The sequence below is a fragment of the Sanguibacteroides sp. AM78-02pH3A genome (genome assembly GCF_027666085.1).
In the GTDB taxonomy this organism is placed as follows: Bacteria; Bacteroidota; Bacteroidia; order Bacteroidales; family Marinifilaceae; genus Gabonibacter; species Gabonibacter massiliensis.
The window spans coordinates 44140-70180 of the sequence record NZ_JAQEHX010000007.1 but is presented as its reverse complement, the minus strand read 5'-3'; the positions used below and the strand labels follow the sequence as shown (position 1 = coordinate 70180).

The 26041-nt window shown below is 42.1% G+C and carries 18 protein-coding genes, 3 tRNA genes and 1 other RNA gene; 8 read left to right on the top strand and 14 right to left on the bottom strand.

The genetic code is table 11. The features are described from left to right. The first annotated feature begins 130 nt into the window (after nucleotides 1-130). Nucleotides 131-2140: a urocanate hydratase gene (locus PGR74_RS10935; protein ID WP_041504767.1), complete on the top strand. Its 2010-nt coding sequence runs from the start codon at nucleotides 131-133 to the stop codon at nucleotides 2138-2140. Nucleotides 2141-2500: 360 nt separating this feature from the next. Here the strand turns inward: PGR74_RS10935 and PGR74_RS10930 are convergent. From PGR74_RS10930 to ffs, 3 genes are all read right to left on the bottom strand, one after another. After that, a tRNA-Thr gene (locus PGR74_RS10930) sits at nucleotides 2501-2572 on the bottom strand. A gap of 46 nt (nucleotides 2573-2618) precedes the next feature. Continuing rightward, nucleotides 2619-2692, bottom strand: a tRNA-Thr gene (locus tag PGR74_RS10925). Nucleotides 2693-2704: 12 nt separating this feature from the next. Then, nucleotides 2705-2804: signal recognition particle sRNA small type (gene ffs / locus PGR74_RS10920), an RNA gene on the bottom strand. 217 nt (nucleotides 2805-3021) lie between these two features. On the opposite strand from ffs, the gene PGR74_RS10915 reads away from it, so the two are divergent. Next, a complete protein-coding gene (locus PGR74_RS10915) occupies nucleotides 3022-4110 on the top strand; it encodes a PAS domain-containing protein (protein ID WP_041502423.1) in 1089 nt (362 codons plus the stop codon). Beyond that, nucleotides 4100-5233, top strand: a complete 1134-nt coding sequence (locus PGR74_RS10910; RefSeq protein WP_041502424.1) for a hybrid sensor histidine kinase/response regulator — start codon at nucleotides 4100-4102, stop codon at nucleotides 5231-5233. Before PGR74_RS10915 ends, PGR74_RS10910 begins: the two co-directional genes overlap by 11 nt. On the opposite strand, the gene PGR74_RS10905 is transcribed toward PGR74_RS10910, so the two are convergent. Together PGR74_RS10905 and PGR74_RS10900 are read right to left on the bottom strand one after the other, a co-directional pair. Beyond that, entirely contained in the window at nucleotides 5222-5824 is a 603-nt protein-coding gene (locus PGR74_RS10905) for a 3'-5' exonuclease (protein ID WP_082027440.1), read from the bottom strand. The genes PGR74_RS10910 and PGR74_RS10905 overlap by 12 nt on opposite strands. Nucleotides 5825-5842: 18 nt before the next feature. After that, nucleotides 5843-6376 (bottom strand): DUF5063 domain-containing protein, encoded by a 534-nt coding sequence (locus tag PGR74_RS10900; RefSeq protein ID WP_041502426.1) that lies wholly within the window; start codon nucleotides 6374-6376, stop codon nucleotides 5843-5845. A 341-nt stretch (nucleotides 6377-6717) separates the two neighbouring features. On the opposite strand from PGR74_RS10900, the gene PGR74_RS10895 reads away from it, so the two are divergent. After that, nucleotides 6718-6805 (top strand) — tRNA-Ser (locus PGR74_RS10895). Between the two features lie 383 nt (nucleotides 6806-7188). Here the strand turns inward: PGR74_RS10895 and PGR74_RS10890 are convergent. From PGR74_RS10890 to PGR74_RS10865, 6 genes are all read right to left on the bottom strand, one after another. Then, nucleotides 7189-7710, bottom strand: a complete 522-nt coding sequence (locus PGR74_RS10890) for an IbrB-like domain-containing protein (protein WP_041502427.1) — start codon at nucleotides 7708-7710, stop codon at nucleotides 7189-7191. Next, nucleotides 7703-8998, bottom strand: a complete 1296-nt coding sequence (locus PGR74_RS10885; protein ID WP_041502428.1) for a DUF3440 domain-containing protein — start codon at nucleotides 8996-8998, stop codon at nucleotides 7703-7705. The genes PGR74_RS10890 and PGR74_RS10885 overlap by 8 nt, the downstream gene beginning before the upstream one ends. Beyond that, a complete protein-coding gene (locus PGR74_RS10880; protein ID WP_041502429.1) occupies nucleotides 8973-9386 on the bottom strand; it encodes a hypothetical protein in 414 nt (137 codons plus the stop codon). The genes PGR74_RS10885 and PGR74_RS10880 overlap by 26 nt, the downstream gene beginning before the upstream one ends. Before the next feature lie 366 nt (nucleotides 9387-9752). Beyond that, on the bottom strand, nucleotides 9753-10136 hold the full coding sequence (locus tag PGR74_RS10875; RefSeq protein WP_052634402.1) for a helix-turn-helix domain-containing protein: 384 nt from the start codon (nucleotides 10134-10136) through the stop codon (nucleotides 9753-9755). Nucleotides 10137-10351: 215 nt separating this feature from the next. Then, entirely contained in the window at nucleotides 10352-12733 is a 2382-nt protein-coding gene (gene tamL, locus PGR74_RS10870) for a translocation and assembly module lipoprotein TamL (RefSeq protein WP_082027438.1), read from the bottom strand. A gap of 1 nt (nucleotide 12734) precedes the next feature. After that, the gene (locus tag PGR74_RS10865; RefSeq protein WP_270517135.1) at nucleotides 12735-17483 is read right to left on the bottom strand and encodes a translocation/assembly module TamB domain-containing protein; all 4749 of its coding nucleotides are present in this window, start codon (nucleotides 17481-17483) and stop codon (nucleotides 12735-12737) included. A gap of 355 nt (nucleotides 17484-17838) precedes the next feature. Between PGR74_RS10865 and PGR74_RS10860 the strand changes: the two genes are divergently transcribed. Genes PGR74_RS10860 through PGR74_RS10845 form a run of 4 tightly spaced genes read left to right on the top strand, consistent with a single transcriptional unit; the run spans nucleotide 17839 to nucleotide 22023 of the window. Then, nucleotides 17839-19383: an acyl-CoA carboxylase subunit beta gene (locus PGR74_RS10860; RefSeq protein WP_041502431.1), complete on the top strand. Its 1545-nt coding sequence runs from the start codon at nucleotides 17839-17841 to the stop codon at nucleotides 19381-19383. 17 nt (nucleotides 19384-19400) lie between these two features. Further along, complete coding sequence (locus PGR74_RS10855) at nucleotides 19401-19715, top strand: acetyl-CoA carboxylase biotin carboxyl carrier protein subunit (RefSeq protein ID WP_041502432.1); 315 nt, start codon at nucleotides 19401-19403, stop codon at nucleotides 19713-19715. A 43-nt stretch (nucleotides 19716-19758) separates the two neighbouring features. Then, nucleotides 19759-20676 carry an ABC transporter ATP-binding protein gene (locus tag PGR74_RS10850; protein WP_041504764.1) on the top strand — a complete coding sequence of 306 codons (918 nt, stop codon included), beginning with the start codon at nucleotides 19759-19761 and terminating at the stop codon, nucleotides 20674-20676. A gap of 12 nt (nucleotides 20677-20688) precedes the next feature. Next, nucleotides 20689-22023: an ABC transporter permease gene (locus PGR74_RS10845; protein WP_041502434.1), complete on the top strand. Its 1335-nt coding sequence runs from the start codon at nucleotides 20689-20691 to the stop codon at nucleotides 22021-22023. Nucleotides 22024-22452: 429 nt separating this feature from the next. Here the strand turns inward: PGR74_RS10845 and PGR74_RS10840 are convergent, their stop codons facing one another. From PGR74_RS10840 to serC, 3 genes are all read right to left on the bottom strand, one after another. Next, the gene (locus PGR74_RS10840) at nucleotides 22453-23703 is read right to left on the bottom strand and encodes a DUF1015 domain-containing protein (RefSeq protein ID WP_041504763.1); all 1251 of its coding nucleotides are present in this window, start codon (nucleotides 23701-23703) and stop codon (nucleotides 22453-22455) included. Between the two features lie 135 nt (nucleotides 23704-23838). Next, nucleotides 23839-24759: a 3-phosphoglycerate dehydrogenase gene (locus PGR74_RS10835; RefSeq protein ID WP_041502436.1), complete on the bottom strand. Its 921-nt coding sequence runs from the start codon at nucleotides 24757-24759 to the stop codon at nucleotides 23839-23841. Between the two features lie 144 nt (nucleotides 24760-24903). After that, on the bottom strand, nucleotides 24904-25977 hold the full coding sequence (gene serC, locus PGR74_RS10830; RefSeq protein ID WP_041502437.1) for a 3-phosphoserine/phosphohydroxythreonine transaminase: 1074 nt from the start codon (nucleotides 25975-25977) through the stop codon (nucleotides 24904-24906). Between the last annotated feature and the right edge of the window lie 64 nt (nucleotides 25978-26041).

The window sequence follows — 26041 nt, the reverse complement described above, 5'->3', positions numbered from 1 at the left end:
ATAAGATTTTTCCCGTAGAGGTAATATAAAAGAGAGCTGCAAGTAAAAAAAACGGCATGAATGCGAAAAAAAACATTAGAAATTATTAACTTAGCCCTTGAATTGGATCATAAGTTAAAAATACATAATAATGACATTACAAGAATTTCAAAAATCCATCACGGAGGGTATTCCCGATACATTACCCGCCCCAAAGCCTTACGAGCCTGAAATCAATCATGCCCCGAAGCGGAAAGATATTCTCACGAAAGAAGAAAAGCGATTAGCCATCCGAAATGCATTGCGTTATTTCGATCCCAAGCACCATGCCGTTCTTGCAGCCGAATTTGCAGATGAACTTGAAAAATACGGACGTATTTACATGTATCGTTTTCGTCCGGACTATAAAATGTACGCCCACAACATCAACGATTACCCGCACAAAAGCTTACAGGCTGCCGGCATCATGTTGATGTTAAATAACAACCTGGACATAGCCGTCGCCCAACATCCGCATGAATTAATCACTTACGGGGGAAACGGGGCCGTGTTCCAAAATTGGGCCCAATACCGATTGACCATGAAATACCTGTCCGAAATGACGGACGAACAAACACTCGTCTTGTATTCGGGACATCCCATGGGATTATTTCCGTCACACAAAGACGCACCGAGGGTGGTTGTAACGAACGGAATGGTTATTCCCAACTATTCCAAACCGGATGATTGGGAACGTTTCAATGCCCTGGGAGTCTCTCAATACGGACAGATGACTGCCGGCTCGTTCATGTACATCGGTCCCCAGGGAATTGTTCACGGAACAACCATTACCGTGTTGAATGCAGGACGCAAAATTTCACGGCACGGGGAAGGATTAGCCGGTAAACTCTTTATTACCGCCGGATTAGGCGGTATGTCCGGAGCTCAGCCCAAAGCAGGGAATATCGCCGGATGTATCAGCATTACCGCAGAGATCAATCCGAAAGCCACTCAAACCCGTTACAACCAGGGATGGGTAGATGAAGTCATCGATGATCTGGACAAACTGGTAGAAAGGGTAAAAATAGCCAGAGAGAAAAAAGAAGTTGTTTCCATTGCATTCCAAGGAAATATTGTAGACGTCTGGGAACATTTCGCAAAAGGAGATATCCCCGTTGAATTGGGTTCGGACCAAACCTCGTTGCATAACCCGTGGGCAGGCGGCTATTATCCCGTCGGAATCAGTTTCGAAGAGAGCAAACGCATGATGGCCGAAGAACCGGAGCGATTCAAACAAAAAGTTCAGGAATCTTTACGCCGTCACGTGGCAGCCATCAACAAATGCGTGGAACGGTTCAATACTTATTTCTTCGACTACGGTAACGCCTTCCTATTGGAATCCTCCAGAGCAGGTGCCGATATCGTAAAACCGAACGGAGACTTCAAATACCCTTCGTATGTTCAGGACATCATGGGCCCCATGTGTTTCGATTACGGGTTCGGTCCGTTCCGCTGGGTATGTTCCAGCGGCGACCCGAAAGACCTTGCCAAGACCGATGAGATCGCCGCACAAGTATTGGAAGGGATCATGTCTCACTCTCCCGAAGAAATTCAGCAACAGATGGCCGACAACATCCGTTGGATTAAAGCCGCGGGAGAAAATCATTTAGTGGTAGGTTCTCAGGCACGTATCCTGTATGCAGATGCAGAAGGACGTATAAAAATTGCAGAAGCATTCAATAAAGCCATCGCGAATGGAGAAATATCCGCTCCCGTTATTCTGGGACGGGATCACCACGACGTATCCGGCACGGACTCTCCCTATCGCGAAACGTCTAATATATACGACGGCTCGCGCTTCACCGCCGATATGGCCATTCAAAATGTCATCGGAGACTCTTTCCGCGGAGCAACCTGGGTCTCCATCCACAACGGCGGCGGCGTAGGCTGGGGTGAAGTCATCAATGGCGGGTTCGGAATGATGCTGGACGGAAGTAGCGATAGCGACAGACGCTTAAAGAACATGCTGTTCTGGGATGTCAATAACGGAATTTCCCGTCGCAGCTGGGCCCGTAACGAGGGGGCCATATTTGCGATCAAACGGGCCATGGCAAATAACCCGAATCTGAAAGTCACACTCCCCAATTTAGCTGACGACCAACTCATCGAATCTTTATTTTAATCAATAAATAAAACGTTAAAGGATCATGCGGATAATTTCTTCCGCACGATTTTTTTTAATTTCATATTGCCGAAATATAAAAAAATCGTATATTTGTTTGGTCAAGGATGTGGTTATGTTGATACGAAAGCACACTACGATTATTTAATGTTTTTATCAATAGATCACGGAACACGCACTGAAGTGATCTTTGTATAATCCTTGACATAGCGGCCTCCCTCCCCGGTGGCCGCTTTTTTTAACGAACAACAATTCTCGTACACACAAATCGGGAACGGTTTTCAAGGATCAAAATGCCACCCAAAAACCGTCCCGGGGGATTATAAAACAAAAAAAGCCATCATTTCTGATGGCTTTCTGAGCTGTTATCGGGATTTGAACCCGAGACCTCTTCCTTACCAAGGAAGTGCTCTACCCCTGAGCTACAACAGCATTTAAATCCCTTATTCTCCTTCTCCGGAGATATTTCCTTCACTTGAGCCTCTTGTCGGATTCGAACCAACGACCCCGAGATTACAAATCACGTGCTCTGGCCAACTGAGCTAAAGAGGCGAATTTCATAAAAACGGGTAAGCTTACTATGTCGCACCGCTACAACCATCTACCCTTGCTGCCTTCCGACCCTGGGGGAGTTCGACAGGAGCTGGTCGCATAGGACTTACCCGGGCACAAAAGTACAAAATTCTTCTTTCGTACCAAACATTTTCAAAGATTTTTCTTACATAGAATTTAACCTTAAGATAAGAATCTGAATATAAAAACCTTAATCTGAAAAAGGATGCGAATAGAATGCAAAAAACAGATTTAACGTAACATGTTCTACCCGAATGAAGTATAAAAGTAAAAACAAAAGTAAAGAATAAAAAATATCGATACAATATATGCAGAACAATATACATTCATCGGATTCGGATTTTCTTTCAGCATTAAGTGTTTTGCTTGCCGCAAATCTGGAATCAGAAAAGAATATTCAACTGGCACTTAAAAAATTGGGAGAACACGAGAAAGCAGACCGAATACATATCATTGATATAAAACACGACATGAGTTTTTCTATCTCTCACGAATGGCTGAGGGAAGGGATGACCTCCATCCAAAACAATATGTCCCAAAACATTTTCTTACTCGATAAAAAATTAGCAAAACAACTTGATGAAGATAATTATATTTACATCAAAAATATAGACGACGTCGCGGATCCGAGTATAAAAAATATCCTGAAAGCGACTCATGTTCGTTGCGCTCTTCTTCTTCCGCTCTTCATCTCCAGTCATCTTCTGTCGTTTTTAAGTCTTAGCAGAGTGGATTGCAAGGACGAATGGCAAGAGGAAGATATCCGCTTTCTAATCCAAGTGGCCAGCGTATTTTCAGGTGCGCTTGAAAAGGAACTTATCCTTTCCAAATTAGTGAAGCACCACACGTTGTACCAAGACTTCATCGAAAACAAAATTGATTTTATCCTCCGTCTCGATCGGAAATTGCATATCAACTATTCCAATAAAAGATTCTACTCCCTTTTCGGAAAAAACCCGGAAAGTGTCCTCGGCTGTAAATTTACAGAACTAATCCCCGCACTGATTCCCTATACCCAAGATATAGAAGATCTTCAGGATAATCAGGAATTAGTCTTGTCTATAAACACTCCATTAAAGAAAGGGGAAGAAACGTTATGGATGAAATGGCATATTTATTCCATTCGACTTGAAAAAAACTCGGTAGAGCTCCATATCATCGGGCACGATATTTCCGAATATTATAAAGAATTTGAATTATTCAAATCGGAATTACGAGCCTTCAATCAAAACATGTACCCGATCTGGCTTGCTATAAAGGAAGGATTGTCCAATTGTAAACTATCGGATTGTAACGGTTCCATGGATAGCATACACGAAAAGGTTTTCGCGTTCAACCATCGTTATGAAGAACTATTGTTAAAAATAGATCCCAAATTCACTACCCATGCACATTGATTACCACGAATACACCATACTTATCGCGGACGATTCAGCCTCAAATCTCGAAAAAACAAAATATATTCTCGAGCAGGAGGCTTTTAATGTAATCACGACTCCCGTGGGTGAAGAAGTTATTCCCATTGTTAAAACAAAATCCCCGGATATCATCATATTAGCTTTAACACACGTAAACGGGGAAGGAATGAAAATTACTCAAACACTGAAATCCGACCCACAAACGAAATTAATCCCAATCATCTACCTGACTACAGGTAATAAACATGAAGAATTTGTCATGGTATCTCAATATGAAGGTGTCGAATTCATTTCCAAGCCACTAAGTAAACAGGAACTGCTCACCAGATTAAATAATCAGTTGTTGCTATTGGAATCTTTACGGATCATTGAACGACAAAATGAAAAACTCCAAAACGTAGTCCGGGCAAAAGATAAACTTTATTCCGTCATTGCCCATGATTTACGGGCACCGATCGGAACTATCAAAATGATCCTGGAAGCAATTGACAATCAAAAAAACAAAATCCCGGATGAAAATATACGCCAATTGCTACGGATGGTAATAGAAACCACGGATGAAGCTTTCTCTCTTCTGGAGAACCTTCTGTTATGGAGCAACAGCCAAAACGGGAGACTGGAAGCGAACCCGCGGGAGTTCAATTTAACTGCCACGATCCAACAGGTTATCGCCCTCTTGGATAACGTCGCCAAAGCAAAAGGGATCACGATCTTTAACGAGGTAAAACAACATTTTGAAGCTTATGCCGATACGAATATGATAAATACGGTCATTCGCAACCTGCTCTCCAATGCCATAAAATTCACCTATCCCGACGGAGAGATACATGTTGACTGCCGACAGAACGAGAATAAATTGATTATATCCGTAAAGGACAACGGACAAGGCATCAAACGGGAAGACCAACGTAAACTATTGGATAAAGGGAGCTATATTACTTCATTCGGGACCCAGAAAGAGAAGGGCAGCGGATTAGGTCTTCAACTCAGCCAAGAATTCGTAAAATTGAATCACGGGAAACTATGGTTCGAATCAACGGAAGGGAAAGGAACGACTTTCTATTTCTCTGTTCCCATAAAACCTTTGCGATCAATAAAGTAAGATATTTTGCTTCTCTCCGGAACGTAAAGCCTCGTACATTCTCAAAGCCCCCCAAGCGTCCGTTGCCGCGTAACGTATTTGTGCGGTCGTTAACACGGGAGCTTCCCAATTCGATGTTCTTTGCCGTTTTGAAATCTTCACGCCAAAGACGATAGACATCAATTTAGAAAACGACATCTCTTCAATACCAAAGGCTTTTACAAACAACTGCAAGTCCACAAAAGAAGCCGGTAAAAAATCAGCCATTTTACGTAATGCCCGAATATCATCCCGGATTCCCACCCCGACCTTCAAAACATCCTCGTTCACCAATAATTCCCGTAAAGAGTAAGGTAAACCGCATTTATTCAACCGAAACAAATAAACCCGTTCCTTCGACGCCAATTGCAATAACCCCACTTGATGAACAACCCCTTTCTTAAAAGAAGGCTTGGTTTCCGTATCGAAACCTAAAACAGCATTATCTCTTAAATCTGCAACAGCAGCAGCCACCTGTTCCGGTCTATCCACCACGATAATTTCTCCCCTATATAAAAAAACAGGAAACTCTTCAACCTCATCGGGCTCTATCTTCCTTTTATATTCTTGCATGACAATTTTCCCCATGAATCACTCAACCTCATTATCCATTATTCGAAAAACGGCTACATGAACAGCTCTTAAAACACTTGCACATGCCCGTCCCCAGTAAAGTTCAAAACTATTATTCAATTGCCACAAGGCCTCCTCTATCACATCTGTCATTCCATGCCTGTAAGCCGATATAAAATTCTTCAGGTCTTGATAAACATCACAAACTTTCTCCGCTATAGAATTAACAATCGGAGTCTCGCTATATTGCATATTATCATCAAATACCTCCAGGTATTCATCCTGTTCCCCCATCAATTGATGAAGCGCGGCATACAAAGCATTATAATCTTCTTCGGTTACCGTATCCTCCAACAGTCCCAACTCGTCACTCTCGCAACGAGGCAATAAACTCCCCTTCAAATAGATCAAAGGAATAAATTTTTGCAATCTGGAAAGAAAAAGCTCTCGCCCTCCACCCGCGGCAGCTTCAACAAAATCACAAAATTCCTTTGCCACAGCCACGAACTCGATTACCTCTTTACTATAACCGACATGCTGAAAATCGTCCATATTCATTTTATTAAATTCACCACAAATTTACCAAATATATCAGACTATGTATATAGACCGATTCAAAAGTTTCAAAGAAAAGTGCGGTTCACTTCATCACGAAGAAAACCGCACCGAGACTAGCAACAATCTACATTCACGTGTAATCCCAAGATTGTATACCAGGGATTCTCTCCTACCCTAATGCTAGTAGTCTCTTTTCCAATCCCCATATCATATCTCCCCACTAAATTGTACTATTGATACGCCTTCCATTTCATTTTCGTTGTTGATTTTCCGTTAAAAATCGATAAGAATGGAGTTGTTAATAGAAAATTATTTCTATATTTGCCTCCGCATCCGGAGAGATGCAGGAGTGGCTGAACTGGCACGCCTGGAAAGCGTGTATACCCCTAAAGGGTATCCGGGGTTCGAATCCCCGTCTCTCCGCTTAAGTAGCTAAAAATAAAAGAGAATTGGCAATAAACCGATTCTCTTTTTTTACATTAAAGGGATTCGAACGAAGCGCAAGACGGGGGTCGTAACGAGTTCTCGAGGGAGCACAACTCCCGAGTCATCCCCGTCTCTCCGCTTAAGTAGCTAAAAATAAAAGAGAATTGGCAATAAACCGATTCTCTTTTTTTACATTAAAGGGATTCGAACGAAGCGCAAGACGGGGGTCGTAACGCGTTCTCGAGGGAGTACAACTCCCGAGTCATCCCCGTCTCCACGTGTTCGATTTTGATTTACAACTTACAAGCAACGGAAGCGGTCAATCGTTTAACCTCCTAATTACAAGATCATCGAATCCCTAAACTGTCTTTATCACTTAATTATCTAAGCAAAGTTCTCTTGGGAATGCTGAAGTTTTTATCGGCGAAGAGTTCAGCCAAACCGGAGATCTGTTTCAATCGTAACAACTCGTCTTTATCCATACCAATATTTTTAAGGATCCACTCATCCGACATACCGGCTTTTGTCAATTCGGAAACAATCTCCGTCATCAGCTCGATGCTATGCGATCCTCTTGCCCTATTATGCCGTATCGTGGAAGCCATCCGGTTCGACAAGTCTTTTTCAATCACGACAATCGGCAACAAACCCTTTTCCCGTTCGTAAATACGTTTTGAGTTTTTCAATACCTGATAACGGTGATACCCGTCCACCAGCTCATACACATCTTTTTCGGCAAGGTAATAACATACGCAGGGCATCGTATAACCATCCTCCCAGATAGAAAGTTCCAATAACTTCATTTCAGGAGGTGCGACGATATTCGGATTGTAATTATTGGCACACACTTTTTCAACCGGCACGGCTATCACTTTATATACGGGACTTATGTAATCACTCATAGTGTAACAACGATTGATATTTTTCCATTATGCGTTTTTTACGCTCCTTTTCGCTTTTATTCAATGCAAATCCCATGTATTTACATGCATGATCATTTTTCAAAATACAGATACAGACCCGCTTAAACGTGGGTAAATCTTTAAACTCCGGCAGATCAATATCATCAAGGTATTCCATGCGAACCGGCTTTTTGAATGTTTTATAGTTACTCTTTTCTCCTACTTCTATCGTTATTCCGGCTTCACGCAATTTCTCTATCGTTTTATCTGCCAAACAACCACCCCTTTTCCTCCAAAAATCGATACTCACGGACAACTTTTCCAAGTAATTCTGTCGAGTCTCTTCCGGTAAGGTTTGCAACAGAAATTCCATATAGCTCACCCACGTATGTCCCTGAGGTAATTTCACGGACTGCCAACCGACAGCAGAAGTTCCGCCATATATCCCGACGAAATTTATTCCGTTCACCCGATTCACCATTTTTCCCCAGGTATTGGGATCCAGTACCCTGTACAATTTCAGGCTGGTTTGAGCCGGAGAGATAAACGGACTCGACACCCGTTGCTTCTCAATGGGTATTCCGGCCTGATAATAGAGATCGTACAACCTATTATAGTCCCAATGAAACTTACCATTTGCAGTCCACACATCCGTGGTCAACCAATCGTATATGGGATAAGCATTATAAACATAATCATACAGCTTACGCGTCCATCTCATTCCCCGATAAGTATAATATTTCTTCTCCCCGTGTATCGAACGCCATCGATTTAAGCTCTCTTGCGTCCGGATTCCCACCAAACAACAGGTTCTTTCCGCTTTCTTATACTCATGAAACCACCGAGCGAACTGCATCTGGAAATCATAATCCCATAACTCTTCCGTATAAAAAGAAAAATCTTTTCGGGTATAACTTCCCCGAGGTAAATTCCGCACCCAAATAGCTCGACTCTCTTCATCCCAAGGACGCCAAAAATTCTGATACATCGAAGTACAAGTCGGTACTTTAAACGGCACGCAAACATGATATACCTCCAAGATATCGGCATTGGAACTTAACATCCGTTCCACGTAACGGGTAGTCTCTTCATATTGTACCTCGTAATCCATATGAAAAACCCCCAATTTACGATTCAACTTGTTTCGCCGAATAAAATCGATACAAAGATTGAGCAAGACGCCACTGTCCTTGCCTCCCGAAAAAGAGACGTAAACATTATCAAAGTCAGCAAAGATCTTACTCAAACGAATCAAAACCGCCTCATAAACGTTTCTTGCCATCTTCATTACTTTTTTCCATTTTTACATATTGCTTCCACTCCCGCACGGAACGAAAACCATTTTCTTTAAACACGGAAACATGGCGGGACAGCGTCACGGATGTAATTTTACACTCCCGGTCGAATGCTTTTAAGACCTCCTTAATCAAAGAAGAAAGCAAAAGCGTGTCATCACCTCTTACATAATAATTATTAATAATGGCTTGTTGTGTTCGGAGTTCTACCGGAACGAAACCGTACACCCACCGCTCGTCACACGCGATAAACCAAACATGATTTCGAGAAGTTTTAAAAGGATAGTTGTTATTTTGACGCAATACATTGGGACTCATCACCAAAGGTGCAACCAGTTCATACAATCGGGATTCCGTACCTGTCAATTTCTCAATTTTCATAATTCTCTCATGATAAAAAGTTTATTTTATACCTGGAATCCGGCACGTATGACCCATGATAAACATCTACCGCACAACGATTAAAACGCCCATTCTTCCACCCCTTCGGAATATTATACTACCACACTTTTGATCACATGTTCCAATATATACCCATTCCCTGGACCATGAGTAATAATCAATCTACTTGTTTTATAATCCCATCCCCCTTATTCTATACAACCCACTTAAACTTTACAAAGATATAAAAATTATGACAAATAAAAACAAAGAAAAGCACAAACATTCAGCCTTATAGCAGTAAGCGTTATACATAAAAAAACGGAAGATCATTGATCTTCCGTCCATTCCAAGATTTTTCGACATCTATTTTTCATTACCTAACGGAGGCAATTTACTTATCAACAACTCTGCCGTATTAATCAATTGAGATATTTGTTGGTCTTTCTCCCGGATACTATCCGTATGTTTTTCCAACAAATTCAAAAGCCTATTAACCGTATTCTCGTCTTCTTCCGGTTTCCCGTCTTCCGCCACTAAACGTTCCTTTTCCCCCTCCCCGGAAATCAACCATTTTCTGTTTACGCCAAGATAACGACTGATGACTTCCAATTTTGTAATATCAGGCTTAGTGCGCTCGTTCAAATAATTGGAAAGCGTGGTAGCTGATAGATTCAACTCCTTAGCGACACGATAGTTCGTGTAGCCTTTCTCATCCATAACTTCTTTTAATCTCTCTGAAAATCCCATAATAGTTTATTTAGAATCATTTAAAATTTTACTTACAGCTTACAAATAATCCAATTTTATTTGCGCGACTATTAAAATTGTATTATATTTGTGATCTGTCTACTACAAATATAACAATTTATTGATAACATTGCCAATATTCCCATGGTAATGTTATAGATTGGTGGTGTCTACATAGAAAAGAGGTACGTTATTGAATTAACGTACCTCTTCCGTCAGAACGGATAACCAATGGCCAAATGAAAAGCCAACCCGTCTTTAAATTTAGAAATGTTATAATACCCGCGTTTATCCGGATTTTTATACGGAGTATGAAGTGCAATACCTAAATCCGCCCTTAAAACAATGTAACTGATATCGTATCGCAAACCGAATCCGGTACCTAACGCAATCTCTTTCCATAATCCTTTCAATTTAAATTCTCCGCCGGGACGCTTCGGATCGTTTCGAAGCAACCAAACGTTTCCCGCATCCAAAAAGATAGCCCCGTTCAAACGATAACCGATCTTAAAGCGATATTCGATATTTCCCTCCAATTTAATATCTCCGGTCTGGTCCAAATAGGCCGTCGAATTACGACTCTCCTGATGATAGCTGCCGGGACCGATAGAACGAATCGTAAACGCCCGGATGCTATTGGCTCCCCCGATATAAAATTGCTCGCTATAAGGCATCACCTCCGAATTTCCGTAAGCATATCCTATTCCCCCCAATAAACGCATAGCCAATAACGATTTTTCCGTCATTCGACGATACACGACAATTTCCGATGTCAATTTCAAAAACTGAGAGTAAGGATTACCGAATATGGTTTTACCGCTCCCCTGACGATTACCTGTCAAGAATAAAATTCCGGACAAAACATTTCCGGCGGACATCAACGTACTCTGCCACATAAATCGATTCGGATTCCGAGAAGTAGCCGCACGGTCATAAGTGTAAGAATAAGACATAGACGGAATAAACTGGTTCTTAAAACTCAATGCGATGGCCGGATTATTCGTCATTGTCGAGTCAAATGCAGAAGAGGTCCGAAGCAGATAAGTATAATTGATTTTTAAAGGCGTAATCGTATGGTATTTCCTCAAAGATGACTGGAAATTATAATTAGCAGCCCCGGTAAAAGAGATCATCCGGAAAAAGGTATGGCGATTTAAAAAATCCACTCCTAACTGAAAATGTGTCCTCTCCGCAAAATCCCTCTCTCGTTTCATAAAGCCGGGAACCAACAGACGAGGAACGGATAAATCGGCATTCAAGCCGATTTCATAAGAATTAATCAGGCCCGAAGTCGATTTTCCCTGTTTTTTTCCCGTTTGCCATTCATAAGCTCCATTCAAGCGGAATGATAGATTTTCTCCGCCGCGGAATAAATTTTTATTCGTAACGCTTAAAATCAAACCTGGTCCCAGTAAATTATTGGATTTCGAAGAGACATCAACCTCTATTTCAGTTTCTATCGGCAAATCATAAGCTGCCGTAATCCTTACATCCAATTTTCCGAAAGAATCCCTGACCAAAGTATCAGCCGGAGTTACGGCCAAATTCGCGTATTTAAAAATCCCCAGACGAATCAAATTAGCCTGCGTCCTATTTTGCCGGGCGGCGGAATACACCTCCCCCGGCAACAAACGAATAGAGGAAGCTATGATTTTAGGTTTTATTCGCAAAGGCTTCGCATAATCTATATTAAACCCGTGAAAATAAAAAGAATCCCGAACCACACCCGTGAAAGAATCCTCCAGTATCAAATCGACCTGATTGATCTTGTAAGGTCGGAGAGCGTTTTGAGGAACGCCCCTTTTTAAAGCAACCCGAATATCAACGACTCCTCTCTCCTGCGTCGTATCGGCCAATATCTCTATATAATCCGGGCGAAAATAATAATATCCCCTATTGCGTAAAACGGTCGCCACCCGTTCCCTCTCATCCTCCAACGTGGTAAGATCGTATTCGTTTCCTTTGACCAACAAACTTCTTCCCCACGTATTTTGAAGAATACGCGACATCCGCCCTTCCCATCCCCACAAATGAATATCCCCCAACACATAAGCTTTAGGGATATATACATGATAGCTGATTTTCGCCTTTTTGGGATTACGCTTATTATAGATCAATCGATAATCGGATTTCACTCCAAAATAACCGTAATCTTTAGCCGCATAATCGACAACCTTAAGCCGTAAATCCGGTTGAACATCCGAAATCAAGACAGGCTTTTTCGCTAATTGTTTATACAACCAATATTTAAAACCTTTTTTCTTCTTAATATTCCAGTTATACACCCACAAACCTATCGGAAAAGGAGTCCGCACGTAAGGTGAGTACAAAGGATTGTTCGGAGGATAAGACAAAGGACCCGTAATAGCGGAACTTTTCGGACCTTCCAATCGGACACCCTTTTCGGTTTCGATTTTCATCTTTTTTACCCCGGTATACAATACCTGCCCTTCCGTCAGCTTCTTCGTAGTAGAACATCCTCCTAAAAACAGAACCCCTGCACAAATACCAAAGAATAACACCTCCCGGAATAGATTTACTCCGTAATACCTATGTTTATTCCCTTTCGCGGCAGGCCAATAAATTTCTTCCCTCATGCTACTTTTCTTTTTCTGTTTTTAAAGTTCCGTTTCTAAGTTCTCTTACACTCTTTTTCCGGAACAAATCTAAGAATTTCTGAAATTTCTTTCTTAAAACGACACCAATACCGGTTTGAGTCACCTCTCCTTCCAATACGCTTTCATATCCGGTATGCCTGAATATTTTTAAGAAAAAATTCGGATTCTTTCCAAACAAATATTCCACGGAAATATCGTCTATCAAATTCTCTTCAAGGCCACCACCTCCCTCCGCCGGATCATTGTCCGTGGAAATGCGCCCCCCGACTTTTACTCGCACCTTATTGTTAAACAGTCGTTTAGAAAACTGATACGAATAATCCGTTTTCTGTGTTTCCCCCGACTCTGTTGTCTGATTATAAGTGTTTATACCAAAACTTAAATCCATCCCTTTCAGGTATCTGCGAGACCATTGGTTCAGCTCCTTTTCAATCAATCCGTTCAACGCATTATTGGACGCATTCGATTTTGCCACCGTCCCCGGACCGTTATAAGAACCGTATATCATCAGATTCATGGCTTCTTTAGACCGCTCTTCCGGAGTCATGGCAGCCAACTGGTTTTGTATGGTCATATCTCCGGTTGCCGACAAATCAAACGTTATATCCGGATGCTGCAAGGTATTGGTAATCCGTATCAATGCTTTGAAATTTACCATCCTTGAATTTTGATTATCATCGGAAACATTAGCCGAGATATTTTCCGCCGCCGTGATATTCAACATCGGATTAGCCATATCCCCGGTCCACTCTACAAAATTTCCATCCTGAATCGTGAAAACCTTTTCTCCAATTACGGGGACACTATAATTCACAGAGCCGCCCGTCAAAACGTACTTACCCACCAAACGACTTTCATTCAAAGGGCTCAAAGAATAAGTCAGTTCTCCGCCGCCATTAATAACGACCCGATTCTGTCCGTTATCAGAAAGCAAAACGTTCAGATTAACTAAAGGAGAAATATTCAATAGCAATAAAATATCCAAACTACTATTTTGTATTGTTCCGATACGATCATCCAATTCCGCCAAGGTCGTATCCCTGAAAGAAACAAAACGCACGATATTAGAGCTTTTATCATTTACTTCCAAAGGCGATGATTTCAAAACATAGTTTATTACGCTATTATCCAACAGGCCTACATTACCCCTTATAAATAAAGCATTCAAAGCTCCTTTAACCTGAACGTCCAGATCAATAAAAGCTTTACCGTAAACCATGGTTGTATCATTCGGGTTTACCTCGATCACTTGAAAATTTTTAGCGTTTACAGTCGTATTCATTCGAATATCCGAAAACGAAGCAAAATTTACATCTCCCTGCAATTCCATCCGTTGGCGATTGGGTGCTATCAGACCGAAACCATTAAACGACAAACGATTATCTGCAATTGAGATTCGATTCGAATCGATTTGAAATAATGTGCCGACAGGTAGAACTGTTACGCGGCCTTGCTGAAATAATATTCCTCCGTTAATCAGGGGATGCTCCGGATCTCCCCGAAAAGCTATCGTCCCACGCAGATCTCCTTGCAGATCGACAAGACCGGAAGGAATAAAAGCGTTTACCACACGCAAAGGGAACTTGGGAATATCTATATCTATAGACATGTTCTTATCCTGATTCCCCGTCAATACCTTTCCTTTGGCCAAAACGGTTTTCTCTCCATCCAAATGCAAGGCAAAATCCATTTCATGAAGCTGCTCCCGCGTCAAGCGATATCCTGCATCCAACTCCAGGTTGCCGACCCTCCGGTGTTCATAAAAAAATTGATCAAGCCGGATATTCCCGGTCACATCCAATACACGTCCCTGGTTTTTCAACTCCAAGCCGGCAGAAAAGATTCCCGCCATATTCGGAATAAAAGGGAGCATCTCCGAAATCAATCCCACCTCGATACCCTGAATATCAACACTCAAGGTTTCTCCCGACCTCTCTGGTTCCTGAAAGGACAACAGCTTAAATCTCTTTTGCCCGCTTGTCAATTGCAAATCAGCCGACAATCTCTTTTCCGGAGATAAACGAAGATAATTATCCTGGTTTACTTGCCAGGGAAGGTAACCGAAAATCAAAGAATCGGAAGCAATATTAAAGGTAAATACACTATCGCGCAACGTAAAATTCATTCCCACGTTAACCGCCGTCTTTCCTGACAAGGTATTTCCTTTCAATCGAGCATACAATTGATCAAAAACGGCTCCTCCGCTTAAAGAAATCCGGGAAAAATTGGCTTGTATATCCTTCGAGTTGTAAAGAGTCAGCCCGTATTTCAATACAGCTCCTTCCTGCCATACTCGCACCAATAAGCTGTCCGCCCTCATTTTCTCCATAACGATTCCCCGTACCTCTGTTGTGATATCCAACTCTTTTCCCTGAGGAACCCTCATATCTACATCTAAACTTTTAATGAGGATACCGTTCATTTTTAAATACTGATTCAACAGATTGTCGGTTCCGGCAGTAAGGTACAATCGGAAATCCGGCAAACTTCCCCGAATGGAGTCCATATCCAAGGCGTACTCTTTTATCTGTTGAACCATTCGCTCGCCCGTAGCCGTAAATTGACGGATCAGTTCTTCTCTTCCCTCGCAGCTTTTAAAAGAAAACCTCAAATCACCCGTTTCCATGTTCACATCCGTATGGCCTACTCCACTGGAAGCGGACAGATCGAATTTGCCCAGATTCAATTTTCGCCCCTTTTGGTTTAATTTGATCTCAGAGAGTTGCAGCTGCAGGGAAGACTCTCCATCCGTTTTTAATGACGCATCCAAATGGACGCTCGATGCAAAAGCCAACTCGTCCGGCATAAAATGCAATTCCCGCAAATCGACCCGGTGAACTTCTCCGTCTAAAACGGCACGATAATCCCCGCGATCAGAATCTAACCCGAAATTCAAATCCAAAGACATATCTTCAACCGGACTTTGCAGTTTGCCTTCTAATTTTCCGGCCTCAAGAGAAGCGTTCAGAGTAATATTCTCATACAAATATCCCCGATAAACCAACGATTGCAATTCCATGGCTGAAGTAGCTACCGCCCTTTCCCAATCCCATCCTCGTCCGGATGCGGAAAAATTCATCGAGACCATCCCCAAGGAATCTCCAGGAAAGAATTCAGCAAGATCCACCTGTTCGATATTCACATCAAGCCGGTACGAATCCGTTTTCAATCCATAATTACCGTTCAATTCGACCGCCCCCTTACCGGGAGTTACTCCCAATTTAAAACTAATATCCCCATGGGATGCCACCACCCCTCCATCCATTTCAATCGGACTGGGGAGTCGAAACCCGGAGGTGGAATCACTCATCAAAAAAGGAGATAAAAAACTGCTATCTTCAATTTCCGCGATAAAATCAAATGTACCTGTCAACCGTTCCGGATCATTCCAAAAAGCAACCGTTCCGTTCCCGTCAACAGAAAAATAAGCATCCGAATGTACCCGCAAATATTCCAAATTGACCCGTTCTCGTGTTCCCTCCGCCTTTACGCCCCAATCTATGGATTTACCGTATAATTCATTCTTCAATTGATTATTACTATCCGGAACAAACAAGGCAATATCTCGACCGGAAACACTCCCCCGCGCCAATACTTCCATCGGAGTAGAAGAGTTCACTCCTGACAAGCCGCTTCCCACTTTTGCCTGTAAAGAAAAATGACTATACGGCGTTTCTACGGCCAAATCGGATATTATCATTACCTGCTCTCCCATTTTCACGCGTCCCGACAGATTACGAATATCCAATCCGTTCTTTTCTTTCAACCGGATACTCTTAATCACAGTGGCTATCTCCGTCCCGCGATTATAAATGCTATCCATCGCAACGGCTAAAGAATTGATATCGATCACCTCCGGGAATGCCATGCTATTTTCGTGCTCAGGCCCCATCTTAAAACGTCCGTCCTTCAGATCCAGCTCATCCATTTTTACTTCCCAAGCCGCTGTATCCGCCGCGTTCTCCCGGACGACAGAAACCGCATTGCCCGTTTTCTCTTCCTGTTCAGTGGTCCGAAGTTCACAATAAGCCCCTTTTAATTCCAATCGCCTGATCGCAACAGACTGACGTCCCATATCGACCAGACCGGCATCCAACGTCCCACTTCCCACTCCTGACCGAAGCTTTCCCATGGGTAATCCCATCATCTCGTAATTTACGTTCTCCAAAGAGATTTTATCCAATAAGAATCGCCATGCCAAAGGAGTAGTAGCCGTATCGGCAATATCTGCCAGCCTTTCACCCGCCCGAAATTCAACCTTTCCATCCGTTAACGACAATGAATTTATCTCCGCATCCTGCCGACTTAAATCGGCTCTACCCGACTGCAAACGCAATTGTCCCAAAACGACGTCTAATTTCATTCCCGACAAGCTGTCGGATAAACGGACGACCACCTTTTCCAGTAGCAATCGACGAACCTCGACCTCTTTTTTCAACAACTTTAGCAAAGAAACATTGACCTGAATCTGGCCAGCAGCCAGTAATGTATCTCCCTTTACCTGCTCGACATAAACCTTCTCCACGTAAAGATCCAGGGGAAACTTCAACAATACTCTTTTCACCGATAAATTCACTCCGAGATTTACCGCCGCATAACTTTCGACTTTTGTCTTTACATAATCCTGAACTGCAGGGATATACAAAAGCAGCACGAGTAGTACGATGACTCCCCATAAAAACAATACGCCTCTCAATATATATTTCAGAACCTTACGTAAGACTTTCATTTTCTTTTACAGTCAAAAATCTCAACAAAACTACAACTATTTCTTTTTAAATCCCTACCTGCAACACCTTAAATCTCTCTTCGGCCGCCACTCCCGCAAGAACCCTCCCTGTTCTCGGTTCAGAAAGAATAATCCTTAGATTTACTTCAACGAATAACCCGAAATACAAGTTACGAAAACCCGTTCATTTGCTCTTCTCAAAAAACAGCGAATAAGCATTTAAGTATCAAATCATTATATCAAATCTCGATTCAAGCAGTTTTTTTCCTCGTTTTTTTTTCGTAATCTTGCAAGCTGGTAGATGTGTTTTTTCTAAAAAAGAATGACACATTATTTATTAACCAAAATGTAAAATATGTCACTTAAAAGAAATGTTCTTGATTTAAGAAAGAGAAAAGAGATTGTTCTTCAAGGAGGTGGCGAAGAGGCGATTAAGAAGCAAGTTGCCATGGGAAAACTGACAGCTCGCGAACGAATTGAAGCCATTCTCGACAAAGATTCTTTCCACGAATACGACATGTTCGTAGAGCATCAGGCAAAAGATTTTGACATGGATAAAAAGGTTCTTCACGGGGACGGTGTAATCATCGGTACCGGTACCATTTATGGTGAACCTGTATGTATTTATGCACAAGATTTTACGGTAGCAGGAGGTTCCTTAGGACTTATGCACGCCCGCAAAATCACCAAAATCATGGACCATGCCTTAAAAATGCGTATGCCTTTAATCGGTATCAATGATTCCGGTGGAGCGCGTATTCAAGAAGGAGTCGACTCTTTAGCCGGATACGGAGAAATTTTTTTCCGTAATACCCAAGCATCCGGAGTAATCCCCCAACTATCTGTTATTTTAGGTCCTTGTGCAGGAGGAGCTGTTTATTCTCCAGCTTTGACAGACTTCGTTTTCGTGGTAGATAATATCTCTAAAATGTTTATTACTGGACCCGAAGTCGTGAAAACAGTTTTGGGAGAAGAGATTTCCATGGAAGAGTTAGGCGGTGCAAAAGTACATAGCCAGGTCAGTGGAAACGCCCATTTCTTCGCATCAACCGAGCACGAATGTTTTGAGCAAATCAAAAAGCTATTAACCTTCATTCCGTGGAGTAATCAGGCGAAAGCAAAGCCATTCCCTCCTAAACCTCCAAAACCGGAATATAAAATCGAAAAAATAGTTCCATCAGATCCGACTCAACCTTATGACGTGAGAGACGTCATCAGGGCTGTTGCCGATGACTCGGATTTCTTGGAAGTTCAACAAGAATTTGCACAGAATATCGTTGTAGGTTTCGGTCGTATCGACGGAGAAACAATCGGTTTCGTCGCCAACCAGCCTTGTGTATTGGCAGGTGTACTGGACTGCGATTCCTCTGATAAAGCCGGAAGATTTATCCGTTTCTGCGACGCTTTCAATATTCCATTGGTAACTTTCGAAGATATGCCGGGATATTTACCGGGGACCGAACAAGAACACATGGGAGTTATTCGTCATGGGGCAAAAGTTTTATATGCCTATAGCGAAGCTACCGTACCCAAAGTAACCGTTATCTTGAGAAAAGCCTATGGTGGAGGTTACATTGCCATGAACTCGCGCCATTTGAAAGCAGACTTCATGTTCGCTTGGCCAACGGCAGAAATTGCGGTAATGGGTCCTGAAGGTGCTGCCAACATTATTTTTAGAAAAGAGATCATGTCGGCCGAGAATCCGGAAGAGATGCGCAAAATCAAGGTAGCCGAATACCGGGAAAAATTTGCAAATCCTTATGTTGCCGCATCTAAAGGATACATAGACTCTGTTATCGAACCGGAAGAAACCAGGAAAATATTAAAACACTCCATCGAGGTATCCAGCAATAAATCGGTAATGACTCCTGCTAAAAAACACGGGATTCCTCCATTTTAATTTTAAAACATACCACGATGAGTAATTGTAAATACGATAGCCTGGAAATCGACGGGTTAAAATACAAGACCCATCTGACGACAAAATTCACGAATCGCCAGAAATGGGAAAAGCCAAATCCGGGAAATGTTACAACTTACATTCCGGGATCTATTATTGATATCTACGTTCAAGAGGGGCAAGAGGTCGAAGCAGGTGATTTGTTATGCCTGCTGGAAGCCATGAAGATGCACAATAAAGTGCTTGCTCCGATTTCCGGACATGTGAAAAAAATCCATGTGAAAAAAGGAGACAAACTTCCTAAAAACACGTCAATGTTCGAGATAGAATAACGAAAAGCCGCCCTTCGGGGCGGCTTTAAACCAACCTTACATCATGAGTTTCTTTAAAGCGATAGACATCATTAAAACTTATACCCAACACGTAGCTTTAGACCATGTTTCCATTGACATTCCGGAAGGTTCAATTTACGGTCTGTTAGGTCCCAATGGAGCAGGAAAAACCTCTTTAATCCGAATCATCAACCAAATCACCGCTCCTGATTCCGGAGAATTGTTATTCAAAGGTAATCCCCTACAACGGTCAGACGTCAACCATATCGGTTATTTGCCGGAAGAACGGGGATTGTACAAAAAAATGAAAGTCGGGGAACAAGCCGTATACCTTGCTCGCCTTAAGGGAATAAGCAAAAAAGAAGCGATAGACCGATTAAAAATGTGGTTTGAAAAATTTGAAATCGGAAATTGGTGGGATAAAAAAGTGGAAGAATTATCAAAAGGCATGGCACAGAAGGTTCAATTCATCACCACAGTCCTCCACGAACCGGAATTGTTAATCTTCGACGAACCTTTCAGCGGATTTGACCCCATCAATGTAGAGCTATTGAAAAAAGAAATCCTGGAGTTACGACGTAAAGGGACAACCATCATTTTCTCTACTCATAATATGGCGTCTGTCGAAGAAATTTGCAGCCATATCGCTTTGATTAACAAATCCCGGAAGATTATAGAGGGGCCCATTAACCGAATCCGGGAAAAATACGCGAACAACACCTATAAATTAACCTGTAGGTACAATCCTTCATTTTTTCCGGAACAAATCCTCGGAAACGAATTTGAAATCATATCTCAACGGGTAGAAGGAGACATCCAGGAAATCGTCCTGCAACAAACCCGGCCTTGTACTTCGAATATCTTATTAAACAGAGTATTACCCGAAACAGAAGTCATTTCATTCCAAAAAATCATTCCCGGAATGAATGATATTTTTATTAAATTGGTAAAAGAGCAATAAGATCAAACTATTATGAACAAGATTTTAATTATTATCAACCGGGAGTTCACGACAAGAGTTCGTAAAAAAACATTCCTGATCGTCACCATCTTCGTTCCGATTCTTTTTGCTTTATTTTACGCCTTCTTAATGTGGATGTTATTAAGAAACGACCAGCAAAAACGAGACGTCGCCGTCATCAACCACTCTTCTATCGAACAACCGTTCGAGCAGATTAACAATACCAGTTTCACCTATTTGGACCAGGATATTCCGGAAAGTGATTTCGCCCGATATTTGAAACAAAACAATTTTTACGCCATCACAATCATTCCGAAAGAGGTCATGCGTGACGGCGAATTTTCTATTTACTCTTTCTCACAGGTCCCCATGGAGCTAAAGAACGAGTTTTCGGCCCAATTGCGTCAGAAAATTGAAAATATCAAACGTTCTCGAGTCATCGCGGAAAGCCAAATTCCCGATTTAGAAGAAAAATTACAAAACACGCGAACACCGGTATTGGTTCGCACGATGGTCGTATCGGAAAAAGGTGACGCCAAAGAAAGTTCCTCCGAAATTGCCTCGATCATAGGACTTGTTCCGGGCATAATCATCTACTTCTTTATTTTCATGTATGCCTCCCAAGTTTTAAAAGGTGTTATTGAAGAAAAAACGAACCGGATTATAGAAGTGCTCGTCTCTTCCGTAAAACCTTTCCAATTTCTCCTGGGTAAGATCATCGGGGTTGCCGCTGTCGGTCTTTTGCAGTTCCTGATCTGGATCGTAATATGCTTGCTCGTAATCATTATCGTACAGATCGTTTTCATGCCTAATATAGATATAGAAGCTCTGAAGAATGCGACCGATTTAGGAATAATGGCCCAAGACTCAACCTTCAACCCGCAGCAACTTGCCGTTATTCAAAGCCTCGTGAAGACGATAGACCCGTCATTTATCCTCAAATTCATCGGAGCCTTTCTTTTCTATTTCATGGGAGGATACCTATTATACGCTTCTCTGTTTGCAGCCATAGGCGCCGCCGTCGATAACGAAACGGACTCTCAACAATTTATGACGCCTCTGTCCATTATCTTAGTCGTTGCTTTCTATATTGGTATCGCTGCCATGAAAAATCCGGACTCGTCGATCGCATTCTGGGGTTCGTTGATTCCGTTTACCTCTCCCGTTGTCATGCTTGTCCGAATTCCTTTCGGAGTTCCCACGTGGGAAATTATAACCTCCATGCTCTTGTTGGTGGCCGCCTTCCTGTTCTTCACCTGGTTATCCGGCAAGATCTACCGCATCGGAATTCTAATGTACGGCAAAAAGGTCACCTGGAAAGAATTGTACAAATGGTTAAAATATTAAACGAAACCGGGTAGGGTCACTACCCGGTCAACAACACCACCTCTGTCACCAACATGAACACTTATCTCTCAACCGCATCTTTAAATTCCTATAGAGAAATGTAGTCTTTCCTGCCTCCCGGTAACCCTATGCTACATATCACGTATACTCTAAGCGATCTTTTTTCGAACTAAAACCAGTTCTTATTTTGTATATCCTATCTGTTTCTGTTACTTTTGCTCGTACAAAAAAAGAGCAGGGTTCCTCACTTTGCCAAAGTATACACGGATAAATACACGTGCGAGGAATTCCCTGCTCTTATATAATAAGACGGACACCATCTACTGCGGTATTTACCCGATAAATATACTTTGGCAAAACAAAGGTACAAAATTGTCTAAATTAATAAAGCTTCAAGACATAAAAAAAGCGGCCCGAAGGCCGCTATAATCAGATTTTATGAATTACCATTCCGGAACGAAGCTTCGGTTCAAACCAAGTAGTCTTCGGCGGCATAATATTACCCGTATCTGCAATGTTAATCAATTGCTCCATAGAAACGGGATAAAGGGCAAAAGCCACTTTCATTTCACCGTTATCGACACGACGTTTTAACTCACCCAAACCGCGGATTCCACCGACAAAATCTATACGAGTAGAACGACGCAAATCCTGGATATCAAGAATATCCGCCAACACATGATTGGACAGGATCGTCACATCCAATACTCCGATAGGATCATTATCATCGTAGCTTCCCGCTTTAGCTGTCAGTTTATACCACTTGCCACCCAAATACATGCTGAATTCATGCAATTTAGCCGGATGGTATATTTCAGTTCCCATACACTCCACGGTAAAATGATCGGCTAATTTAGCCAATAACTCCTCCTCCGTCAACCCGTTCAAATCCCTCACAACCCGGTTGTAATCGATAATTTTCAACTGAGTATCCGGGAAATGCACGGCCATGAAGAAATTGTACTCCTCTGTTCCGTTATGGTCCGGATTCTTAGATTTGAACTCGGCTCCGATACGGGCAGCAGCAGCTGTTCTGTGGTGTCCGTCGGCTACATAAGTATAAGGAACTTTTGTCGCGAACAACTCTTCCAAACGTTTATTGGTTTCCGGACAGTTGATAGCCCAAAAATGATGTCCGAAACCGTCTTCGGCCACAAAATCATAATCGGCTTTCCGGTTTTTCACGATATCATCCACGATAGCGTCAATCTCAGGAACAGCCTTATAGGCAAAAAATACGGGTTCCAGATTGGCCTTCACGTAACGGGTTAAGATCATACGATCCTCTTCCTTATCCGGACGAGTCAATTCATGTTTCTTAATGATTCCGTTCATGTAGTCTTCGCAAGCGGCACAACCCACGATACCGTATTGAGTTCTTCCCTCCATCGTCTGAGCGTAAATATAAAACTTAGGTTCGGCATCCTGTATTAACCAACCTTTGTCCTGAAACATTTTAAAGTTCTCTACACTCTTGTTATAAACGGTTTCCGAATGAATATCCGTACCCGGAGCACAATCGATCTCCGCACGGGTAACATGCAATAAAGAACGAGGCTTTCCGGCAGCCATCTGAGCGGCTTCCTCCGAATTCATCACATCATAAGGCAGACACGCCAACTCTTCGCAAACCTCTTGGGTTGGTGGACGTAATCCTTTAAATGGTTTTACTATAGCCATATTTCATTTTGATTTAGCAGTTTACGACTTAACTATACGAAAAATTAGTAATTGGGCGATTATCTAAACTCTATATTCAACCTTCGAATCACCTATTTCCCGAATCCTCTTCATCGTAAACCCAAAATTTACAATTTATTTGTTTACTTTAAATTTTTGATCGCCTTTCTCGAAGAAATTAACAATTTGATGCGCTGCAGCCAAACCTGCATTCACGTTAGCCTCTTCTGTCTGAGCTCCCATTTTTTTAGGAGTGGCAAAGAAGCGACCTTCGAATTTACTGAAACAATCACATACCGGAGCAATATCGGTAATATAGTGGAAATCGTTTCTCTCTTCCATCAATTTAGCCAACCCTTCTTCGTCGATTACTTCCTGACGGGCTGTATTTACCAGAACGGCTCCCTTCGGCATGTCTTTCAACAAATTGTAATTGATCGATTTTTTAGTTTGTTCCGTTGCCGGGATATGCAACGAGATGTATTGACATTTTTTATACATCTCCTCAGCAGAGTGCAACGGAGTAGCACCAGCAGCTTTGATCTGCTCGTCCGTCATGAAAGGGTCAAAAGCGTATACTTCCATACCGAATCCCCGGGCGATACGTCCAACATTCTGCCCTACATTTCCATAAGCATGAATACCGATCGTCTTGTCTTTCAACTCGGAACCCGATTTTCCGTTATAGAAATTACGGGCCATGTAAATCATCATACCGAAAGCTAATTCGGCAACGGCATTTGAATTTTGTCCCGGGGTATTCATGGCAACAATGCCACGTGCAGTACAAGCGGCCAAATCGATATTGTCGTATCCGGCTCCCGCACGAACGATTACTTTCAAATTCTTGGCAGCATCGATCACTTCCTTGGTTGCTTTATCAGAACGGATAATCATAGCATCCACATCAGCAACAGCTGCAAGCAACTCGGCCTGTGAAGTATATTTTTCTAATAGGACGAACTCATATCCCTGAGCTTCAACAATCTCTTTAATTCCTTTCACTGCAACAGCAGCAAACGGTTTTTCTGTTGCGACTAAAACTTTCTTTGCCATCTCGATAAATTTTAAATCACGAGTCTCCTGAATCGGAATACATCGTATGTTTTAAATAATAAAAAAAAGATTTACGATTCCGGATCACAGTCGGCCCGCCCCAAGCAAACCGAATGTAGATCTGAAATCGTAAACCTATAATCGTTAAATGTGTTTTGCTTCAAATTCTTGCATAGCGGCGACCAAAGCTTTTACATCTTCAATCGTACATGCGTTATAAGTAGAAGCACGGAAACCACCTACTGAACGGTGACCTTTAAGACCTACCAAATTCTTGGATTTTGCGAAATCAAGGAATTCTTTCTCCAAAGACTCGTATCCTTCTCTCAACAAGAACGGAATGTTCATTCTGGAGCGAGAACCTTCTTTAACGACCGGACGGAAAACTTTACTTCTCTCCAATTCAGCGTAAACCATATCGGCTCTTTCGATAGCCAACTTCTCCATGGCTTTCACTCCACCCATCGCTTTAACCCATTTCAACGTCTCTTTTACGCCAAAGATGTTGATACAAGGAGGTGTATTGTACATCGATTCTTTGTCTACATGAGTCTGATATCTCAACATCGTCGGAATCATTCTGTCTTTTACCACGTTATTCAAAAAGTCATTCTTAATGATCACGAAAGTAACACCGGCAGGTCCGAGATTCTTTTGGCAACCGCCATAGATCATTGCATATTTAGCCACATCAACCGGACGACTGCAGATATCAGAAGACATGTCGGCAATCAAAGGTACCGGAGAAGTCGGATCTTCAAAAATTTCAGTACCGCGAATGGTATTGTTTGAGGTAATGTGCATATAATCCACGTCAGAAGGGATAGTAAATTTCGGATAGTAAGTAAATCCGTCAGCTTCAGAAGAAGCCACGATTTCCACCTCACCCCACATTTTAGCCTCCTTAATGGCAGCCGTAGACCAAGTTCCGGTATTCACGTAAGCAGCTTTTTTGTTTAAAAAGTTGTACGGAATCATACAAAACTGCATGCTGGCTCCACCTCCCAAGAAAAGTACAGAATAACCTTCCGGAATGTTCAACACCTCTTTGAACAAGGCAACGGCTTCATCGTAAACAGCTTGAAAATCTGCAGAACGGTGAGATACCTCCATAATAGATTGCCCCGTGTTTCCGAACTCAAGAACAGCCTTTGATACATTTTCCAATGTAGAATCCGGTAATTTACAAGGACCGGCATTAAAAATATGTTTTCTCATCACTAAAATTATTTAATAGATTTAATACGAAAATCTTATTTATAAAAACACTACAAATATGCGA

Bases quoted from the DNA above. Each gene is read 5' to 3' on its own strand.
- PGR74_RS10935 (WP_041504767.1), top strand. From the start codon at position 131: ATGACATTACAAGAATTTCAAAAATCCATCACGGAGGGTATTCCCGAT.
- PGR74_RS10915 (WP_041502423.1), top strand. From the start codon at position 3,022: ATGCAGAACAATATACATTCATCGGATTCGGATTTTCTTTCAGCATTA.
- PGR74_RS10910 (WP_041502424.1), top strand. From the start codon at position 4,100: ATGCACATTGATTACCACGAATACACCATACTTATCGCGGACGATTCA.
- PGR74_RS10905 (WP_082027440.1), bottom strand. From the start codon at position 5,824: ATGCAAGAATATAAAAGGAAGATAGAGCCCGATGAGGTTGAAGAGTTT.
- PGR74_RS10900 (WP_041502426.1), bottom strand. From the start codon at position 6,376: ATGGACGATTTTCAGCATGTCGGTTATAGTAAAGAGGTAATCGAGTTC.
- PGR74_RS10890 (WP_041502427.1), bottom strand. From the start codon at position 7,710: ATGAGTGATTACATAAGTCCCGTATATAAAGTGATAGCCGTGCCGGTT.
- PGR74_RS10885 (WP_041502428.1), bottom strand. From the start codon at position 8,998: ATGAAGATGGCAAGAAACGTTTATGAGGCGGTTTTGATTCGTTTGAGT.
- PGR74_RS10880 (WP_041502429.1), bottom strand. From the start codon at position 9,386: ATGAAAATTGAGAAATTGACAGGTACGGAATCCCGATTGTATGAACTG.
- PGR74_RS10875 (WP_052634402.1), bottom strand. From the start codon at position 10,136: ATGGGATTTTCAGAGAGATTAAAAGAAGTTATGGATGAGAAAGGCTAC.
- tamL (WP_082027438.1), bottom strand. From the start codon at position 12,733: ATGAGGGAAGAAATTTATTGGCCTGCCGCGAAAGGGAATAAACATAGG.
- PGR74_RS10865 (WP_270517135.1), bottom strand. From the start codon at position 17,483: ATGAAAGTCTTACGTAAGGTTCTGAAATATATATTGAGAGGCGTATTG.
- PGR74_RS10860 (WP_041502431.1), top strand. From the start codon at position 17,839: ATGTCACTTAAAAGAAATGTTCTTGATTTAAGAAAGAGAAAAGAGATT.
- PGR74_RS10855 (WP_041502432.1), top strand. From the start codon at position 19,401: ATGAGTAATTGTAAATACGATAGCCTGGAAATCGACGGGTTAAAATAC.
- PGR74_RS10850 (WP_041504764.1), top strand. From the start codon at position 19,759: ATGAGTTTCTTTAAAGCGATAGACATCATTAAAACTTATACCCAACAC.
- PGR74_RS10845 (WP_041502434.1), top strand. From the start codon at position 20,689: ATGAACAAGATTTTAATTATTATCAACCGGGAGTTCACGACAAGAGTT.
- PGR74_RS10840 (WP_041504763.1), bottom strand. From the start codon at position 23,703: ATGGCTATAGTAAAACCATTTAAAGGATTACGTCCACCAACCCAAGAG.
- PGR74_RS10835 (WP_041502436.1), bottom strand. From the start codon at position 24,759: ATGGCAAAGAAAGTTTTAGTCGCAACAGAAAAACCGTTTGCTGCTGTT.
- serC (WP_041502437.1), bottom strand. From the start codon at position 25,977: ATGAGAAAACATATTTTTAATGCCGGTCCTTGTAAATTACCGGATTCT.